Source organism: Mesorhizobium alhagi CCNWXJ12-2, from assembly GCF_000236565.1.
GTDB classification, from domain to species: Bacteria; Pseudomonadota; Alphaproteobacteria; order Rhizobiales; family Rhizobiaceae; genus Allomesorhizobium; species Allomesorhizobium alhagi.
Window position 1 is genome coordinate 13,964 of sequence record NZ_AHAM01000215.1, and the last position, 18,171, is coordinate 32,134.

Annotated in this window: 22 protein-coding genes and 1 pseudogene; 4 read left to right on the plus strand and 19 right to left on the minus strand. The window is 65.2% G+C overall.

The genetic code is table 11. From position 1 onward, the window contains the following. Nucleotides 1-103 precede the first annotated feature (103 nt). The 15 genes and pseudogenes from MAXJ12_RS24305 to MAXJ12_RS38285 form a co-directional block, all read right to left on the minus strand. The gene (locus tag MAXJ12_RS24305) at nt 104-868 is read right to left on the minus strand and encodes a lytic transglycosylase domain-containing protein (protein ID WP_008838700.1); all 765 of its coding nucleotides are present in this window, start codon (nt 866-868) and stop codon (nt 104-106) included. A gap of 3 nt (nt 869-871) precedes the next feature. Further along, nucleotides 872-1,219, minus strand: a complete 348-nt coding sequence (locus MAXJ12_RS24310; RefSeq protein ID WP_040587730.1) for a DUF736 domain-containing protein — start codon at nt 1,217-1,219, stop codon at nt 872-874. A 55-nt stretch (nt 1,220-1,274) separates the two neighbouring features. Further along, nucleotides 1,275-1,808, minus strand: a pseudogene (locus tag MAXJ12_RS24315) (S26 family signal peptidase); the annotation flags it as partial. Further along, nucleotides 1,805-2,323 carry a DUF2840 domain-containing protein gene (locus MAXJ12_RS24320; RefSeq protein WP_008838703.1) on the minus strand — a complete coding sequence of 173 codons (519 nt, stop codon included), beginning with the start codon at nt 2,321-2,323 and terminating at the stop codon, nt 1,805-1,807. The gene MAXJ12_RS24320 and the pseudogene MAXJ12_RS24315, both read right to left, overlap by 4 nt. Next, nucleotides 2,320-2,574 carry a hypothetical protein gene (locus tag MAXJ12_RS24325; RefSeq protein ID WP_008838704.1) on the minus strand — a complete coding sequence of 85 codons (255 nt, stop codon included), beginning with the start codon at nt 2,572-2,574 and terminating at the stop codon, nt 2,320-2,322. The genes MAXJ12_RS24320 and MAXJ12_RS24325 overlap by 4 nt, the downstream gene beginning before the upstream one ends. After that, complete coding sequence (gene parA, locus MAXJ12_RS24330; protein ID WP_008838705.1) at nt 2,571-3,209, minus strand: ParA family partition ATPase; 639 nt, start codon at nt 3,207-3,209, stop codon at nt 2,571-2,573. The genes MAXJ12_RS24325 and parA overlap by 4 nt, the downstream gene beginning before the upstream one ends. A 208-nt stretch (nt 3,210-3,417) precedes the next feature. Further along, nucleotides 3,418-4,305: a replication initiator protein A gene (locus MAXJ12_RS24335; RefSeq protein WP_008838706.1), complete on the minus strand. Its 888-nt coding sequence runs from the start codon at nt 4,303-4,305 to the stop codon at nt 3,418-3,420. A gap of 11 nt (nt 4,306-4,316) precedes the next feature. Continuing rightward, complete coding sequence (locus MAXJ12_RS24340) at nt 4,317-4,601, minus strand: helix-turn-helix transcriptional regulator (protein WP_008838707.1); 285 nt, start codon at nt 4,599-4,601, stop codon at nt 4,317-4,319. A gap of 128 nt (nt 4,602-4,729) precedes the next feature. Then, a complete protein-coding gene (locus MAXJ12_RS24345; RefSeq protein ID WP_139044016.1) occupies nt 4,730-5,140 on the minus strand; it encodes a DUF2285 domain-containing protein in 411 nt (136 codons plus the stop codon). 58 nt (nt 5,141-5,198) lie between these two features. Next, nucleotides 5,199-5,495: a transcriptional regulator domain-containing protein gene (locus MAXJ12_RS35625; protein ID WP_193364373.1), complete on the minus strand. Its 297-nt coding sequence runs from the start codon at nt 5,493-5,495 to the stop codon at nt 5,199-5,201. A gap of 121 nt (nt 5,496-5,616) precedes the next feature. Next, complete coding sequence (locus tag MAXJ12_RS24350; protein WP_008838709.1) at nt 5,617-5,886, minus strand: DNA -binding domain-containing protein; 270 nt, start codon at nt 5,884-5,886, stop codon at nt 5,617-5,619. 115 nt (nt 5,887-6,001) lie between these two features. After that, the gene (locus MAXJ12_RS24355; protein WP_008838710.1) at nt 6,002-6,244 is read right to left on the minus strand and encodes a helix-turn-helix domain-containing protein; all 243 of its coding nucleotides are present in this window, start codon (nt 6,242-6,244) and stop codon (nt 6,002-6,004) included. 188 nt (nt 6,245-6,432) lie between these two features. Further along, a complete protein-coding gene (locus MAXJ12_RS24360; RefSeq protein WP_008838711.1) occupies nt 6,433-6,759 on the minus strand; it encodes a DUF736 domain-containing protein in 327 nt (108 codons plus the stop codon). A gap of 562 nt (nt 6,760-7,321) precedes the next feature. Beyond that, nucleotides 7,322-7,765: a hypothetical protein gene (locus MAXJ12_RS24365; RefSeq protein ID WP_008838712.1), complete on the minus strand. Its 444-nt coding sequence runs from the start codon at nt 7,763-7,765 to the stop codon at nt 7,322-7,324. A gap of 140 nt (nt 7,766-7,905) precedes the next feature. Further along, entirely contained in the window at nt 7,906-8,073 is a 168-nt protein-coding gene (locus MAXJ12_RS38285) for a hypothetical protein (protein WP_008838713.1), read from the minus strand. 307 nt (nt 8,074-8,380) lie between these two features. On the opposite strand from MAXJ12_RS38285, the gene MAXJ12_RS24370 reads away from it, so the two are divergent. Beyond that, the gene (locus MAXJ12_RS24370; protein ID WP_202946698.1) at nt 8,381-8,962 is read left to right on the plus strand and encodes a hypothetical protein; all 582 of its coding nucleotides are present in this window, start codon (nt 8,381-8,383) and stop codon (nt 8,960-8,962) included. A gap of 9 nt (nt 8,963-8,971) precedes the next feature. Here the strand turns inward: MAXJ12_RS24370 and MAXJ12_RS24375 are convergent, their stop codons facing one another. The 4 genes from MAXJ12_RS24375 to MAXJ12_RS24390 form a co-directional block, all read right to left on the minus strand. Then, nucleotides 8,972-9,895 (minus strand): DUF2493 domain-containing protein, encoded by a 924-nt coding sequence (locus MAXJ12_RS24375; RefSeq protein ID WP_008838715.1) that lies wholly within the window; start codon nt 9,893-9,895, stop codon nt 8,972-8,974. A 305-nt stretch (nt 9,896-10,200) separates the two neighbouring features. Further along, nucleotides 10,201-11,232 (minus strand): DUF7146 domain-containing protein, encoded by a 1,032-nt coding sequence (locus MAXJ12_RS24380; RefSeq protein ID WP_085984056.1) that lies wholly within the window; start codon nt 11,230-11,232, stop codon nt 10,201-10,203. Between the two features lie 65 nt (nt 11,233-11,297). Continuing rightward, a complete protein-coding gene (locus MAXJ12_RS24385) occupies nt 11,298-13,409 on the minus strand; it encodes a ParB/RepB/Spo0J family partition protein (RefSeq protein WP_008838717.1) in 2,112 nt (703 codons plus the stop codon). Nucleotides 13,410-13,583: 174 nt separating this feature from the next. Continuing rightward, complete coding sequence (locus MAXJ12_RS24390; RefSeq protein ID WP_008838718.1) at nt 13,584-14,540, minus strand: ArdC family protein; 957 nt, start codon at nt 14,538-14,540, stop codon at nt 13,584-13,586. Nucleotides 14,541-14,806: 266 nt separating this feature from the next. Here MAXJ12_RS24390 and MAXJ12_RS24395 point away from each other — a divergent pair, with 266 nt between their 5' ends. From MAXJ12_RS24395 to MAXJ12_RS24405, 3 genes are all read left to right on the plus strand, one after another. Then, entirely contained in the window at nt 14,807-15,685 is an 879-nt protein-coding gene (locus MAXJ12_RS24395) for a type IV toxin-antitoxin system AbiEi family antitoxin domain-containing protein (RefSeq protein ID WP_244421586.1), read from the plus strand. A 71-nt stretch (nt 15,686-15,756) separates the two neighbouring features. Further along, on the plus strand, nt 15,757-16,713 hold the full coding sequence (locus tag MAXJ12_RS24400; protein WP_244421581.1) for a nucleotidyl transferase AbiEii/AbiGii toxin family protein: 957 nt from the start codon (nt 15,757-15,759) through the stop codon (nt 16,711-16,713). Between the two features lie 297 nt (nt 16,714-17,010). Next, nucleotides 17,011-18,171 carry a DNA cytosine methyltransferase gene (locus tag MAXJ12_RS24405; protein ID WP_244421582.1) on the plus strand — a complete coding sequence of 387 codons (1,161 nt, stop codon included), beginning with the start codon at nt 17,011-17,013 and terminating at the stop codon, nt 18,169-18,171.

The window sequence follows — 18,171 nt, forward strand, 5'->3', positions numbered from 1 at the left end:
GGCCCTTTATCCTGCCATCGTGCGGTTGTGGTGCCTGCTCCTCCCACCCCTGACGCCAATTCCACGCCAGAGCCCGACAATGCCGCATGGAGCGCGAAGCGGGTCATCGTGGCTCCCCACTGTCGGTTCGCACCACGAATAACCCCTCGGATTGCGGCGCTGCTGGCGCCAGACCGCGCCCGGACGCCTCCGCAGACGCTGCAGCCGGATTGCCGTCGTGCTGCTGTTGATCTGCACCCGTGCTGCGCCCGGCGCGTGCGATGAAGAGCGGCGCACGGGTCCAGGCAAGCGGATCAGCGACCACCACAGCGACGGGGGCAGCGAGGTCACCGCCGCCGATGATCGGTGCGAGAACGGCGACATAGGCGCGCGTTTCGGCCGGCAACGGGCGGCCGGTCGCGCGATATTCCTCGTAGCGGCCGGGACCGGCATTATAGGCCGCCAGGAAGCCCGGCGAGCCGTAGCGATCGTGCATCTCGCGCAGATAGGCGGCGCCCGCCATGATGTTGTCGCGCGGGTCGAAGGGATCGTTGCCGAGACCATGTCGAGCGCGCAGCTCGGTCCAGGTCCCGGGCATGATCTGCATCAAGCCCATCGCGCCGGCCGACGAGATCGCGCGCACGTCGCCGCGGCTCTCGACGCGCATAACGGCGCGAATCCACGCCTCCGGGATGCCGAACCGGCGCGCTGCGTCGGCGATGTGACCGGCATGGGGATCGTGGGGAGAAGCCCGCTCCATTGGTGCGTCCTGCGCTAGGGCCGGAACGGCCAGCGGCAGCGCGGAAAGTACGCCGGAAAGGAGAAGGAAGGCTGTACGCCGGACGGTGGGAAACCGTCCGACGACAGTGTGATGGCGGCGGGCCGGCATCGCTCAGTCCCGCTCGCCGCGCTTGGGCGGGCGGTTCCAGTGCAGACCCCAGGCCGACTTGTTGTCTGCCGACTGGAACAAATTGGCGCGGATCGGCTGGGAGAAGGTCGGATCATCGAGCTGCAGCGAGACGTAGTCGCCGGCCTTCTCGCCGGTGCGCTTCCAGCCCGCGCCGATCTCAGCGCCGGGTTCGTTGTTCATGCCGTCGAAGGCGTGCACGCGGAAATCCGGCGCATTCTCGGCGTCGGAGGGATCGGCTGGAACGATGATGATGTCCTGGTGCAGGAAGAGTGTTTGCAAATGGCCGATGAAGCCGGAACCGTCGCGCGTGAATTGGCCGATCAGGGACATGATTTCCTCCGTGGATGTGCGGTGAGGTTGGGCATGGGCGCGTCGTCACCGCGTCGGCGCGCCAGACGAAGCGGCCCTCGCCGTCTTCGTCGGTGTAGAGAGGGATGGCCCGACCGATGACGGCCGAGGCTGGAAGCGGTCCGAAGTAGCGACCGTCGAGGCTGTCGCGGACCTGCCAGTTCATCAGGAACAGCTCGCCCTTGGCGACGACGCGGCAGCCCTGCCAGACGGGCAGGAGATTACCCCGACGATCGTGATCGAGCGCGTCGCCGATCGGCACGGCATCGACGGTGATGGCGAGACCGGTCCTGCACACCCGCTGGCCGGGAAGCGCGGCGACGCGCTTCAGCAGCGGCACGCCGCGCGGCAAGTAGCCGCCGTCGACGAGGAAGCTGGCAAGCGGCTCCGGCGCACGCACCGCGACCAGATCGGTGACTTCCGGGGATCGTTCGGGTTCGATCGAGTAGAGACCGACCGGCGTGCTGGCCGACGCATTCCAGATCAGCTTCGGCGTGAAGGAAACGAGCGACAGGATGCCAAGCAACGACACGGCGGCGGTCGTGGCGATCGCGTAGCCGCGCCGAGTCATGCGCCGATCTCCCGGCGTAGGAGGAAGGCGCGATGGCGCTGCCGCGTATAGGCGCGCGGCGTCTCGCCGGCGGCAAGGCGGTTGTGAACGTGTCGCCAGTGATCGGGCGAGGCCTCGGCCGGATCGATGTCGCTGGCCTCGATCGCGTCAATCAGTTGGAGCATGCGCTCCACCTTCGGCCAGCCGTCGACGCGCAGCAGGATGTCGCCGCCAGGTGTTACGGTCGGGATCGTCTGGCAGGCTTCGCCGCGACCGACTGCGCGCAGGATGTCGAGCCGGGAGAGCACGGTGCCGTGCTCGTTCGCGGCCCAGCGCACCAGCGCGAAGACGGAGCCGGGAGGGAAGAAGAGGATGCGACGGCGCCGGTCGAGGACCTGTTCGCGCGCCGGGCGGCCGAAGCGAATCCAGTGCTCGATCTGCTTCACGATCCAGACGAGTTCGACCCGGGTGAGATCGTCGAGCGGCAGCCCGGGGGCGCGGCCGGCGCGCGCGGATCGCGCGGCAAGACCGATCATTGACCTTCTCCTGACGGGGGTGGGAATTCGCGCTCGAACAGCGCGCGCATCATGTCTGCGACCGTCTGGCCGCGCTGGAAGGCCGCGATCTTGATCCGGCCACGCATGTCGGCGGTGACGTCGATCGTCAGCCTGGCCGAGAAGTCCTCAGCGGGGAGGATGCGCTGCACCTGGCGGTCGGGCGCCTTGATCCAGATCTCCGGATCGGCAGGCCGGGATGCGAAGCTGCGCTTGCGGGACCGTTCGCTCATGCGCCGATCCTCGCAACTTCGGCCGTGAGCGCGGCGATCTCGCGCGCGCCTGGGCAATCCGCGTCCTGTTCGGCGGCAAGCCGGCCGGTCTGCACAACATCGGCGAAGATGATGCGTTGGCCGATAGTGGTCGCCAGCAGCGGCGGGTCATGGTCCGCCAGCGTCTCGGCGGTCTCTCGTGCGAGCACAGTGCGGGCCGCGCAGCGGTTCAGCACGAATCGGGCGGCGAGCTGGGGGCGATAGATGTACGCCTCGCGGAGCAAGGTCAGCATCTCGGCCGAGGCCCAGCCGTCGAGCGGCGACGGTTGCACCGGGATCAGCACGAGATCGGCGGCAAGCAGCGCCGAGCGCATGAGGCCGGCGACGCGCGGCGGTCCGTCGATGACGACGTGGTCGGCATCGCGGGCCAGCTCGGGCGCCTCGCGGTGGAGAGTGTCGCGCGCCAGGCCGACGACACCGAACAGGCGCTCCAGCCCCTCCCGGCTGCGCTGCTGCGACCAGTCGAGCGCCGAACCTTGGGGATCGGCGTCGATCAGCGTGACGCGCTTGCCGCCGCGCGCCCATTCGCCGGCGAGATGCAGCGCCAGCGTCGTCTTGCCGACGCCGCCCTTCTGGTTGAGCAGCGCGACGATCATGGCGCGCTCCCGGCGATCGGGGACGCGTCCACAGTGGGCAAAAAGCTGGATTCCGTTAGAAAGATTCCGAAGGAATCTAGGTTAGATAAGTTACGGGGCGCGCAAGTTGCTGATTCAGCGCGCGGAATCGGCGAATCCGGTCCCCGATAGCACGAGAGTCCGGTCCCCGATGGCACGATAATGCCGGTCCCTGAAAGCACGAGGCGATTCACAGCTTATCCCCAGGGCGAGTTGTTGAGCGGCGGCGGCGGCGCGGAATGCCGAGCGCGTCTGGATCGGTGGGTGCGAAGGACAGGATCGGGGGGCCGCCGAGACACTGCTCGATGGTCAGCCGATAGCCGGGCAGCGGCTGGCGGCGGACGATGTCGCGCAGGTCGTAGGCAAAGTGCTTGAGCGGCGAGAGGCTGCCCGACTTGGCGTGCAGATGCGGGAAGTCGAAGCTCCAGCCGAACTCTTGACGGCCGCCGTGCTTGCGCACCAGGCGGTAAAGCCAGCGCTCCAGCCCGCCGGTCAGATCGAAATAATTCCGGTCGATGGTGAGCACCAGCGCGTCGTCGAGGACGGCGCCGTAAAACCAGTCGGGAACGATCAGTTCGAGGCCGAGCGGGCGGCCGCGGTGATCGGCGCGCTCCTTCCATTCGTTGATCCAGGAGAAACGATGCATCCGCCGTTCGGTCGGTTGGCGGATGGAAGTCGCGACCGTGGTTGACTGCAGCCGGTCCAGCGCCGCCTTCAGGCGGTCGTAGTCACGCAGCGACGCGCCGCGACCGATGAAGTTCAGGATTTCATAGGGCGTGGCTGCCATCAGGCGCGATGGCTGCAGGCCAAGATCGCGCGCCTCGACAATCTGCGAGGCCGCCCAGATGAGGACATCCGCGTCCCAGATCGTGGCCATGCCGTGCTCGGCCACGGCCTCGACGCGGATCTTTACCGAGCCCGCCTTGAAGTCGATCGGCGCAAGGCGCTTCGACTTGGCGAGAGAGAAGAAGGGATAGGCCATGAGGTCCTGCGCGTCGCGCGGCGCGAGATCGCCGGGCAGTGCGCGGAACAGATCGAGCTGCTCGCGCTCGTCGCGATGAAGGTGGCGGGACGACATGGCCGACCATCTCAGCGCGGGAAGCGGCCGCCGGCGGTGGCGGGGGAGGCGGTCTGGCGCTTGGCCGGCAGCACGGTGCCGCCGCGCGGATCGGAGGTCGAGGTGACGAGACCGCGGTCCGCCCAGGTCTGGAGGTCGTCGACGGAATAGACGACGCGGCCGCCGAGCTTGCGATAGGTCGGGCCGGTGCCGTAGGTGCGATGCTTTTCGAGGGTGCGCTCGGACAGGCCGAGGAAGCGGGCCGCTTCCTGTGTTCTCAGGTATCGTGGCGGTAAATTGGCGGCTTTTTCGGCCATGATCGAACCTCCGTGGTCTCGCGGGAGGCCGCTGCGAACGAGCGGCGGGTTGCGAGCACGGTGGCGCGAAGACGGCGCCTCGGACGATGTCGAAGTAACAACTCTAATATCGACACCGGAGCGGGTGTTCAGCGATCCCGACGTGGGCGGCGGAGCAGCATGCGATAGCCGCCACGGACGAGCTTCATACCGTCGCGGGCAAGGCGGATGGTGGTTTCCCGGGTCGAACTGCCGACCCAGGTCGCGGCGTCGTTCTCATGATGGGGGAAGAGATGCGCGGCGACGGCGCGATAGGTGGCGCCGGCCTGTCGCGCGTCCACCGCGCGAAGCATCTGGCGCGCGCGCTGACGTCTTTGCGGTGTCATGCGTGGATCGGGTGGCACACGCTTGCCGAACATCGCGTGCCAGAGACGCTCAATAGCGGTCAGGCGATCAAGCGTCAGTTCGTCAAATATGACGAACGCGCCGAGGGGACGGATGTTATCGACGTCGGCGAGGGCGACATCGTAGGGCTCTCCCCGCAGAGCCAGCCGGATCATGGCAGCATCATGATCGGTGATGGCGTGGGCGCGCAGGTCGTCAACGCGGACGCTGATATCACCCGCCGGCCTCGGTCCGGTGGTGAACGGAAGCGTCGCCGGATCGGTTTGCGGGGTCCAGAAGATCGGCTGGATAAGCGCAGAGTTGCCGGGGTCTGCGACGAAATCGCAACCCCCATTGCTCGGCGAACTCCCGCGCGACATTCTCGGTCAGCCGACCGATGGCCACCAGTTCCTGATATGATTTCTTGTATTCGGGATTACGACGCAAGAACTCCCATGCAAGATCGCCGGGTGTCAACTTGTCGATATAGTCGTAGGCGGCTTCAGACCGCCAACTTTCATCCTCGGACATCCTCCACCACCTCTGCGCAATGCTTTTACGACGCGAATATGCGGTGGATACGATTGCCGGTTGAACGGAGCGCGGGAAGAACGAAGTTGGATCAACGTGATGCGGTATTTGCATCACTGCACTAGTGTAGTCTCGATCCCAGAAGCTGGCCGAAACCGTGTTCAGTCATCCATCGCGCCCGCGCGAGGTGGGCGGCATAGACGCGTGATGCACGCTCAGGCTCATCTTTGGCGTTAAGGCCGAACAGGACTTCGGCGACATCCTGCCAGGCCGCACCCTTCGCTTCCGCATCAAGGAGCCGGAGATAGAGCTTGGCATGAGCCTCATCATAGGCCGTCAACGAAGCGCCGCCGGGTGGCTGATCTAGAAAATCGTCCTTGGTCACCTTCATTCCCCTGATGGAATTCTATCCAGTCTGGAGGGGATTGTTAACGCTTTTTAACGACGCCAACGAAGCCAATGTCGAGTGCAAGAAGGGCAGGGCAGCTTCGTTTGTCGCTGAAGCCTCAGCCTTCCTTCTTCGCATGGACCAGCATCACTCCCATGCCTTGGTCGGAGTTGAGGAAGACAACGCCGCTGCGTTCGAAGGCCCGCCTGACTTCGTCCCGCGTTGACTCGTACACTTCGAGACCGCTGGGGGATTCGAGGCGCTTGAGCGCGGTCAATGATACTCGGGCCTTGTCAGCGAGCGTCTCCTGCGTCCAACCCAGCAGCGCGCGTGCGGCCCGCGATTGTCGGGCGGTGATCATGCATGATCACCTCCCACTCAGACCTACGCGCACGCCAGAACTACGACTATTATAGTCGTTCTTAGTGGCCAGCGCCAGCTAGATGCGCCCGTCCCGTCAACGCGTCGTGCTGAAAATCGACCAACTGATTCGGTCGCCCTCAGCGCCAGAAGGCCCCGACCTTCCGGCCGGGGCCTTGCGCGGGAGCCTTAGTCGCCGCGCCGCCCGTTGGGGCGGGACCAGATCAGCGAGAAGCTCTCGCCGTCCTCGTCGTCGAAGAGGTTGGCGTAGATCGGAGCGTTGAAGCTCGGATCGTCCAGCTTGAGGCCCAGATAGTCGCGGCCCTCGTTGGAGCGCTTGGACCAGGCGGCGCCGATCTCGGCGCGGCCGACCAGAACCCGGTGGCTGGGTGCGTTCTCGCCGGCGGCGCGCGTGTCGGGAACGATGCGCACGTTCTTGGCCTGGACGCTGAGGGTGACGATTTCGCCGGTGAACTCGTTCGAGCTGGTCTTCTTGAAGGTGCCGATGGTGGCCATTGTAAGTCTCCGTTTTCCGTACTCGAGCCCGCACCATTGCGGCCTCGATGGCGATCGGCAGGCCGGAGGCGATCGACGGCGCACCCCGAAGGGGCCCGACAGCCAAGGAGGACTTTCTTGTCTCGCGAGGAATGGCGGCGCAGCCGGCAGGGGAAGAAAGTCCGACGCCGCTGTTGCGTCATAGGCGATCGAGGCGCCAGCCGGCCTTCGGCCAGATCAGGCCATTTGAAGAGGCCCGTTTTGGAGCGGTCTTGGGACGGTCAGAGAACGGAGAAGATGTCCGCCGTCCTCGCACCGGCAGACCCGCGCCGCGCTATGCTCACCGGCTTCATCTCCTCCCGCCGGGCTACGCTGCTGAGTTCCGGTCTTCTACCGCCATCACGGAGATCGCCCGGCCTGGCGTCCGGTGTACCGCCGAGGCATGGCTCTGACCTCCAGCGCTCCAATCACGACCGCTTCGCCGGGCCGAGCGTCGATCCGCGCCACACGCGCCCATCGCAACAGCATGAGACGACGACCACAACCACTGCAGCTCTGACCCTCCTCTCGGAGATGCCGAAAGTCAGGTTCTCGCAAGATCCCGGCCGGCTGGGCCCGGGGTCGCCGCCATTCCTACGACTCGCACGAAGGCGGTGATGCCGACTGCGACCGCGCCGATGACGGAGAATGCGATCTGCCATGCATCGGACGGCATGAGGTTCTTCACGATGCCATGGGTCGCATGGAAGCCGGCGATCGCCGCAGGCGCGACGAATGCCACGGCGACGATGAGCTTCAGCCACATTGAACGTGCGAAGGCGATCAGGAGATGGCCAATGGCAAGCGTCGCGGCGGCCGCCACAATGCCGACCAGGATGGCGCCGGGGATGCCGGCCCCGGTGCCGTGCGCCCAAGCGCCCGCGGTCACGCCGACGAAAGCTGGTAGCGCGAAAACGGCCAGCGTGAAGAGCAGCCAGCAAAGCAGGCTGATCGCTGCAAGGGATGCAAGTATCGCGAGGATGATCATGGCGGTGGTCTCCATGAGGACAAGGTCTGACGGTCGCGCCTTCCACCACCACCGCGGCGCACGGGAAATATAGCGTAAGACTGACCGCGTCGGGAGCGGAAATCTGCGCCGATCTCCGCTCGGGCGGTCGGCTTGCCCGATCAGGGGGCGAAGGGATCGATCTCATGGATGATCGCGGCGGTGTCGCCGTCGTACTCGCTGCCAAGCATGACTGAGAGGGTGCCGTCGCCGGCCTGGAAGATGACGACGGTTGCCATCAGCGAGGTGGCGAGGCTGAGTGCGAAGGCGTGGGTGTCGTTGAGGGACATCGATCCGGCTCCTGTTCCGAGCGGAGGACCATCCCCCCGCTGACAGGCGCCCGAAGTGTCGGGCTGGGCACTGCAATCCCCCCGCAGGCCCAGCCGCAGCGGCGGCATGCTCGCATAGCCGACCCTTTACGGGTTGATGGCGTCAAGCGATCAGTCGGACGAAGGATAAGCGCAGGAAGCGGGTGTGGTGCTCGAAGGGATTAACCGATGAGTGTCGATTCAAGTTGACGGGGTACGATGCTAAAGACTTGCCCAGATTCGGCCGTTGTTACGGCAGGCAAGGACAGGGAGATTTGTCGAGCAGATGTTGTTCAAGGCGGCGGCTCTAAACGGGATCAGGAACGGGCGCATCACCTTGGCCTTTCGGCGCTGGAGAAAGCCAACCGTGCATGCAGGTGGAACACTTCGAACTCCGGCGGGGGTGCTTGCCTTCGACGATGTGCGGGAGATCGCTGAATCCGAGATCACGAATGACGACGCAAAGGCCGCGGGCTTCGAAAATCGCGAGACGTTAATCGCCGACCTGCGATCGCGCACCGACGGCGCTACATACAGGATCGCGTTTCACCTCGCTGGCGGAGATCCGCGAGCGGCCTTGCGGGAGATCGAGGACCTGGCTTCCGAGGATGTTGCCGAGTTGGAGAGCGCCCTCGCAAAGCTCGACCGAAGCCGCGGCCATTCCCCTTGGACCATCATGTGTCTACGCCTAGTCGGCGAAGCGGAAGGTCGACCGGCTGGCGAGTTGGCGGAGCGGCTTGGTTTCGAGAAGCAGGTTTTGAAACGGAAGATCCGGCAACTTAAGGAACTCGGCCTTACCGAGAGCTTGCAAGTCGGATACCGTCTTTCGAAGCGCGGCCGGGCTTTGTTGAAACATCTTAGCAGCAGGTGACGGCGGCGCTCATGCGCCGCCGAACTTCCAGACCGGGACGCCGAGCTTTCTTGCCTTGTCGGCGAGGTTGTCGTGAATGCCCGTGCCGGGGAAGTGCATCACGCCCTTGGGCACGATCTGAAGCATTTCGTCGTTGCGCTTGAACGGTGCTGCGCGGCCGTGCCTGGTCCAGTCGGGGGCGAAGCCGATCTGCGGCACGTTGCGGTTCCTCGCCCAGAGCGAGGCGATCTTCTCGGCGCCCTTCGGCGATTTGCCGTGGACCAGCACCATGTCCGGGTGCTTCGCATGAACCTGGTCGAGCTTAGCCCAGATCAGCCGGTGGTTGTCGAAGTCTAGCCCGCCGGTGACGACGATCTTTGCTCCGGGCGGCAGGAGCACCTCCTGATCGGCGCGCTTCTTCGCCATCAGGAAATCGCGGCTGTCGATCATCGCTGAGGTCAGATTGCGATGGTTGACCTTCGATCCGCTGCGCGGGAGCCAAGGCTTGCCGGCCTGGCGCTCGTAATGTTCGGCGGCCTGGTCGCGCATCAGTTCGAAGGCATTTTGGCGCTCGATCAGCGTCATGCCCTCGGCAATCAGGCGCTCCAGCTCGACCGACTTCACCTCGCTGCCGTCCTGTTCCCGCTGCGAACGCCTCTGCGCCTGCTCGTTGTCGTCCAGCTCGCGCGCGATGCGTTCGGTGGCGCGGTGGAAGACGTTGACGGTCGACCAAAGGAGGTCGTCAAGGTCCGGTTCGAGGCGGGTATCCTCCAAGGTGCCGATCAAGGCGTCGAAGATGTCGGCGACGGCGCCCGCGACTTGATTTCCGTCGGGCAAAAACCGCTGGTCGGGCTCATCGGCGAAGGGGCGGTAGCCGTGGAGCTGGAGTTCATTGAGGACATGAGCGGTTGGCGAGGATTCGTGGTGCGGTTCGTCTTCGTCGTGCTTGCGCATGGGATGCTCCGTCGGTTGGACCGCGACCATCGCGGCCTTCATGGCGACGAAGCCCACGGGCCGGACGGCCGGGCACCCGAGCGGAGCGTAGGGCCGGAACGTCAGTGGAGGACGGCGAAGGCCGGCTATTTTGTGTCGCGATGGAAAGGCGCGGCACGCGCCGCCGGAAAATAGCCGGCCGCCGCCATTGCCCGGCTGGCCGGCTTGTGGGCCGATCGCCCTCTCGAAGGCCGAGGCGCGGTCCTCCCAGACGGAACGGTGCACCCACATGAGCACGGCGGAACCGCTGCCATCCTCCTTGCCGGCTATGCCGGTAGCGCCATGAAGCGTGCGACGTCCTGCGGCCTGATCTGCATCCGCGTTTGGCTGCGCAGAGCGTCGAGGCCGAGGGTGCGCAGATCCTCGTTGAAGTCGCCGAGCTGGGGCGAGATGACGATTGCTTCGATCTCGGCCGCGATCGCCCGTTCGACCAGGCTGTCCCGCGCGCCATCGCCGGGGGGATCGTCGTCGCGCAGGATGTAGAGCCGCCGTAGCGTGTCGGGAAACTGGATGGCCGCAAGGTGCGCTGCCGATAGCGCCGCCAGCATCGGCATGTCGGGCAAGACCTGCCTGACCGACAGCACGGTCTCGATGCCTTCGCCGGCCGCCATGACTTCGCCCCCCGCGCCGAAGCGGACCGCGTTGCCGAGAAGGTCGCCCATCGCCCGACGCGGTGTGTCGAGTGGCGCCTTGTCGCGGCTTCGCGGATCGAGCCAGGTGCGATGCGCCCCAGTGATCCGGCCGTCGAGGTCAGTGACGGCTGCGATCATGGCCGGCCATGTTTCGGTCGGCGAATGCTCGTCCGGCTGATAGTAGCAGCGCGGATGGAAGCGCAGATTTCCAGTTCCGCGTAAATCCGTAATGCCGCGTTCCCGGAGATACGATTGCACGAGCGTACCCGTGATCGGCTGCGACATTGCGAACAGGCGCCGGGCGGCTTCGGGTGAGCCACGCGGTGCCGGGTCATGGCGCACTGCCGTCGGTGCCGGCTCGGGCGGCGGCATGCTGAGGAAGGTTCGGGCCTCGTCGGCGACGTCCTTGAAGTCGGCGAGACCGCAGCTCTCCCGGATGACGTCGAGCAGATCGCCGTGCTCACCGGTGGCAGCGTCGGTCCATTTTCCGGCCGGGCCCTTTGGCGAGTCCTTGAGCCGGACGAACATCGAGCGGCCCACAGTGTTACGCACGTCGCCGACAAGCCAGTAGCTTCCCTGGCGGCGGCCGTTCGAAAGATAGTGGCGGCACACTGCCTCGGCCCGGTCGGCGAGGCGGCGCGCGAGGCTATGCGGCGAGTCTGCCATCATGCGCTCCTCAAAAAAGAAGGCCCGCCGTCGCCGGCGGGCCCAGTCGTGCAAGTCGTTGACGTTCACTCGGCCGCGATCGCGTGGGGTACGTCGTCGGCAGGGTCATTCTCCCCCGTCGGCTCCTCATCGGCCATGGCCGTTTCGCCGCCGTTGGCCGCCGTTTCTTCGTCGGCCGGCTCGGCATCGGCGCGATCAGTGGCGATCGCCTCATTCGATGCGTGCCCGGGTGTACGCAGCGGCTCGGGAAGCCAGCCGCTGCCGGCCAGCAGGCGCTCGGCTTCGGACGCCATGTCACCCTTCTTGAGATGGGCGATCCGATCGGCGGCATCCTGCCCCTTCACTTCCGCCACGGCATGGAGGATGCGCGCCTTGGTGACGCGGCCGAGGAAGGAGTTCACAGTCGGCGTCCAGCCCGCGGCGGCCATGTCAAGCCCTACTGCCCCAGCCAGAAGATCGGCGTGCGCGAGCGCCCGCGGCCGCCTGTTCCACGGCTCATGCAGGGCGTTCACCGACAGCCCGACGACATGGGCGAACAGGTCCGCCTGGCTCTGCCCATCAAGTTGCTGGAGAGCATTCCAGAGGTCACCGGAGTCCTTGGGCAGGCGCTTTCCCCAGCTCTCGTGATGGGCGGTGATCGCCACTGCGGACGCACTGTCGTTCAGCCCCGGCGCCTGCGCGCTGAAGCCCACGCTCTTCAGATCAAGCTCGAGGCAGCTGTCCGAGCCATAGTGGTAGAACACCTTGAGCGTCAGAGCGTGAAGCGCCGCAAGGAACGCGACGTCAGGCCGCTCGCCGAGCGCCCTACGCAGACCGAGGGTGCGATACGCGGTCAGCTCTGTCAGCAGACGATCCGAGATCGGCGTCAGGCCATCGTCTTCCTCCGCCTCGGCCGAGGGATTGGACGGTTCGACCGTCTCGTCGCCGTCCGTATCATCGTTCGCCGCGCCGATCTGCTGATCGGATTCGTCGGTCGAGCCCGTGTCCGGAGCGACCGGCTCCTCGTCCTCCGGACGGACATAGCCACGCTCCACACGCAGCCCACCGTCATGCGCGATGCTGATGAACGCGCCCGCACGCGCAATCTCGGCCGGGTCGAAGCTGAGCGGCCTCGCCTCGACCGCTTCGAGGGCGGTTTCGAGCTCGCCGAAGCGCTCATCGATTTCCTCCGGCAGTTCGTCGGCGTCGGAATACTCCTCGGTCAGCCGGTCAAATTCCGCCTGCAAGGCACTGCGTGCCGCCTCTTCTTCGGCCGAGAGCGGCGTGGGCTCGCCACGGACCTGCCGAAATCCGAAGGTGTGGCCATAGGCGAAGTCGGGAGCGACCTCGATCCACTTCCAGCCGTCGGCGGCGATCGCCTGCGCTTCATCACGCAGCTTCTCGGCGACCATCATGTCGACGAGTGCAACATCCTGCAGCCAGCCGCCATCGTCGCCCTGGAAAAGGTCGCGCAGGATCGTGCCGCCTGCCTCGACATAGGCGTCGATGCCAATGAACTGCGCCCGCTTGTCGGAGGCGCGAACGGCGCCTTCGGTGAGCATGCGCCGGATGACATAGGGCTGCTTGTCGTATGAGTGCTGCAGCCGCTCGAACACCAGCTCCTGCCGCTCATGATCGCCCGAGACGGTGAAAGCCATCAGCTGATCGAGCGTCATGCCATCCTCGGCATAGACATCGAGCAGCTTAGGAGACACGGAGGCGAGCTTCAGCCGCTGCCTGACGACATTGACCGAGACGAAGAAGGCGGCGGCGATCTCCTCCTCGGACTGGCCTTTCTCCTTGAGCGCAAGGAAGGCCCGGAACTGATCCAGCGGATGGAGTGGCGCGCGCTGGACGTTTTCGGCAAGCGAGTCCTCCTCGGCGATGCCGCCCTCGCGCACGACGCAGGGCACGGGCGCGGTCTTCGCCAGCCGCTTCTGCTTCACCAGCAGTTCCAGCGCGCGGTAGCGCCGCCCGCCCGCCGGGATCTCGAACATGCCGGTCTCAACGCCGGCTTCGTCCGCAACGGGCCGGACGCTGAGGCCCTGAAGCAGGCCGCGCCGGGCGATGTCCTCGGCGAGCTCCTCGATCGAGACGCCGGCTTTCACTCGCCGGACGTTCGACTGGCTGAGAACGAGCTTGTTGAAGGGAATGTCGCGCGAGGGCGACAGGGTGATCTTCTTCGCAGCAGTAGCCATGATGATGTACTCCGCGACGGGCGGCCGAAAGCCTCTCTCTCGACCTCCAACCCGTCACGAAGCGCAGCGCCGCCCTCTCACTCTGGAGGACGACGCCGCACAAACGCCAATCAGGAGAGCCGTGAAGACGGCGAGCCGGAGAGGCGTCAATCCGGTTCTCCGGCTTTCCGGAAGTCAGGCCGCCGCCCATTCAACAGGTGCTTCGATGTCTTCTCCGGCATCGCGCTCCGGCAAGAAGGCGAGCAGAAAGTCGGCGGCCTTGCTGGCCTGTGACGCCGCGCGGACGATCGCGCGGTTGTCATCGCGCAGGAGCTGGAGCCAGGAGGCGATATAGTCGGCGTGCCGCACCGTCGGCACGATGCCGAGCGAAGCGCAGCAGAAGGCGGCGTTCATCTCAGCGACCAGCTCCTCGAAGGCGTATTTCTTGGAGCCGAAGGATCCGGTGAGATCGCGCGCAAGGCGCGAGCCATGCCCTGTGGCGTGCCCGAGCTCGTGCAGCGCCGTGCGATGCCAGTTGATCGGCTCGAAAAAGGCCTGGGGCGGCGGGACCTGCACATAGTCATGCGCTGGCGAATAGAAGGCGTGATTGCCGCCGATGCGGAAGTCGATGCCGGTCGCCTCGATCAGCGCTTCGACTCTGGGCTCGATCGGGTCCAGCGGCGGTGGCGCCGCCGCCGCGACGCCCTCCGGCAGGTTTTCGCATTGCGCCGTATTGAAGACCGTGAAGCGCTTGAGGAACGGGACCGCCTGAGCTTCTTCACCGGTCTCCCGCGCCCGCTTCTTCTCCTCGTCAGGAATGAACCGGTCGGCGTAAACGACGGTCGTTCCCCGCTCGCCTTTGCGAACGTTGCCGCCGAGCGAAAGGGCCTGGCGGAAGGTGAGCCAGCTCTGGCCGGGAAAGCCGTGCTCGATGACGGCACCCCAGAGGATGAGGACGTTGATCCCGGAATATGGGCGTCGGGTCGCTGCATTGCCGGGCATCGCCAGCGGCGCCTTGGCCGCGGCGGTCCCCCAGGGCTGGACCCAGGGGACGCAGCCCTTCTCGAGCTCGGAGATTATCCTGTTCGTGATTTCGTCATAGAGGCTGGCTTTCTCGGAGCCATGCCGGACGCGTGCGGCTTTCGTGGCCATCGCGGTTCTCCGCGACGGGCGCCGGAGGCCTCTCCTCCAGCTCTCAACCCGTCACGGCAAACCGGGTCCGCACTCTCACTCTTCCCAGGGGCGTTGCGGGGTTTCCCCGCAGAAGGGGTCGGCCGAGACATATGGCTCGGCCGCAGGGGAAGGCCTTCCCTCAAACAGCGGTCTGGTGAAGAGTGGTTTTGGAAAGTGCGGTGGATGGGGCAATATATAGCCCATACGGCGCTTTTTTTCCACTGAGGGGGAACGTGTCCTTGGTCGTGTTGACAAATATGCATCAAAATGGCTATTTCTTGCCCACTTTAACGCAGAATCGTCGACCCGCTATGCAACCTCGCCAGCACAAAACGGCCAGCTTTCTGTCGGCTCATCCGGTGTTCACTCGGGCAGAGTTCGCGGCGGCCCTCGGCCACCCGGCGGGCGGGGCCAATGTTACGAGTCTGCTCCGGCATCACCTGCGGGCCGGCAATATCAAGCGTGTCAGTCGTGAGGTGTTTGCCGCGGTGCCGGCCCACTTGCCGGTCGAGCGGATGGTGATCGACCGCTTCGCTGCAGCGAGCAAGCTGCGACCCGATGGCGTCTTGGGGTTTCACTCAGCCCTTGAGTTGCACGGCATAGCCTATTCCGAGTTCAACGAGGTCCAGGTCATCAGTGCGGGGCGAACCGAACGCGTGGATCTGCCATTTGGCGCCTGCCGCTTCGTCGCGCCGCCGAAGGCATTGGCTGCGGCTGGCAAGGCCGACTACCTGACTACGACCATGGATCGGCAGGGCGTGGCGGTCCGCGTGACGGCGGTTGAACGCACGGTTGTCGATGCCTTGCACCGGCCGGAACTTACTGGCGGCGTTGAGGAGGTTCTGCAATCGCTGGATCTGGTGCGCTATCTCGATCCGACGAAAGTCGCCGACTATGTCGAACTGCTGGACAACCGGTCGCTCGCTTCCGTTTCCGGCTGGTGGCTCGAGAGGCGACGTTCGGCGCTCGGCGTCACGGACGACGTCCTGACGCGCCTTCAGGCCCGGCTTCCGCGGTCGAAGCACTACGCGCTGGGCGCCGAGCCCGGTCATGCTGTGCTCGTCGAGCCGTGGCGCGTGCTTCTGCCGCGGCAGGCTGTAGACGCTGCTTTTGAGGGCGTGTGATGGTCGCATCGCGGGAAACGCTTCAGGACATCGCGGCCGAGCGCCAGCTTCAGCCCGCGACGCTAGAGCGGGTGATCCGGCTGATCGACATTCTCGATGCTTTCGGCGCTGACACGCTGATCGGCCCGCGGGTCGCCTTGAAGGGCGGCACGGCGCTCAACGTCTTCCATTCTGATCTGGATCGCCTCTCGGTCGATATCGACGTCAACTATGTCGGTGCGATCGACAAGGAGCAGATGGACGCGGACCGGCCGGGATTGGAAGACCGGATCGAGCGGCTGATGGAATCGAAAGGCTACACCGCACGACGCGAGCCTTCGGAACATGCGGGTGGCAAATGGATCTACCGCTACGCTTCCGCGCTCGGCGGGGCGGGGACCATCGAAATCGATATCAACTATCTCTACCGCGGTCCCCTTTACGGGGTGGATCGCATGCCGTCGGTGGCAATCGGCTCTTACCAGGCCACGAATGTGCCAGTTCTCGATATCCATGAAATCATCGCCGGTAAGATGGTCGCACTGGTCACGCGGCGCACCGCACGAGATCTGTTCGATGCGCATCGGATCATCGCCATGCCGGGTCTCGACTGGGCGAAGATCAAGGTGGCGACATTGATGATTGGCGCCAGCGCCAAGAGCTTCGACTGGCGCACCGCCTCGCCGGACGGAATCGGATGCGAGGTCGGCGACATCACCGGCAAGCTGACCATGTGCCTGCATAGTCAGTATTTCGAAGCCTTCGGTGGCCCCGCAGCCTGGATCGAGAGCGTCACGGCCGAGTGCCGGGATAACCTCGCGCTGCTGTTTCAGTTCACGGCCGGCGAGAGAGCGTTTCTGGACGGCGTCCTTGATCGGGGTGAGATCGACGCGTCCGCTCTCGATGTGCCTGAGAACGTGTGCGCCGCGATAGAAACCAGTCCGGCCCTGCGGTGGAAAGCACAGAACGTCAAAGCTTGGAAATCCGGGGACGAGTCGCTGGCGCCACGCACGAAACGGGCACGGCGGCGCGAGAGGCAGGCACCATGACTGGTATTCAATGAATCTCCTTCGGAAAACTGATCGCATCGGATCGGAATCACCTTGCTTCGTTGGTGGTGTAAATCAGGCTCGAGCAAACGGGGAACAAGGTGCGGCCCCGGCCCTCGCGCTATTCCTGGCCAAAGTGCGGGCCAGCTTTCTGCGGACGGTAGCTAAGCTGGGCGAGCTTGTTTGTAGTCTTGCCGCTACAATGCACTCAGAACACGAATGGGGAGGGAACGGTATGTATGCGCGGGTCCGTGCAGTGGCGCGAAGTCCTGGCCGCACCCAAAGGAGCGCGGTCTTGTGACAATTAGAGCGATCTCGCTTTTTTGCGGCGCCGGCGGATTTTGCGAGGGTGCGCGGCTGGCCGGCTGGCGAGTGGTGTCGGCGGTGGAGTCAGATCCGCATGCCTGCAGGACACACGCGGCAAACTTCCCAGAGGTGCAGCTGCACGAGGGGGATATTGGCGGCTTCCTGAAGGGGCGAGGCCGCGCGCTTCCGGAGCAGCCGATCGACATTGTTTATGGCGGACCGCCCTGCCAGGGCTTCAGCCAGATCGGCCCCCGCGACCTCTCGGACCCGCGCAATGCTCTCTATAAGGAATTCGTCCGCATATGCCGGACGGTAAAGGCGCGCGCCTTCGTGATGGAGAACGTGCCGAACATGGTCGCGATGAAGAACGGCCATTTCAAATCGAAGATTCTGTCGGCGTTTGCCGCCGCAGGCTATCGCCGGACAGCAATCCTTCCCGTGCTCGCATCCGACTTCGGTGTGCCGCAGGACCGCCGCCGCGTCTTTATATTTGGACTGAGAGATGACCAGAAATTCGAGGGGGACATCGCCGAAGCGGCAGCGGCGCTGCTAAACGGCCAGAAGGCGAGTGCGGTTGTGACGGTGCGCGAGGCCCTCTCGGACCTCCCGCAAAAAGTCTCCGCAGATGACGGCCCGCTCCCATACCCGCGCAAGCCGCGGAACGGCTATTCCGCCTATCAGAAGCTGATGAGGCTGGATTGCGATCAGCCGCTGCTCTCCGCGCAGCAGAAGCGGCGCCGGCTGGAGACGGATGAGCTGTTCAACCATCACACGAAGGGAATCCAGGAGCGGCGCAAGGCCATTCTTGCTGCGCTCAAGCCCGGCGCGAGAGGCGATTCCCTGCCCAAGGAACTCTGGAACGGCACGAGAGGCCATAAATGGCGCCGGCTCGATCCTGACAAGCCGTCCTACACCATTCTCGCGCAAATGCACCGCGACCTGTCCGAGTGGATTCACCCGAGCTACGACCGCTGGATCACCGTCCGCGAGGCCGCCCGGCTCCAGTCTTTTCATGACGGCTTCATATTTCATGGAAGCGAGTGGCAGCAGCTCAAGCAGGTGGGGAACGCTGTCCCTCCGCTGCTGGGCCTGGCTGTCGCGAGAGTAGCGGAAGGCCTGCTGGCGACGAGCCGCGCGCCCGCGAGCGGGTAA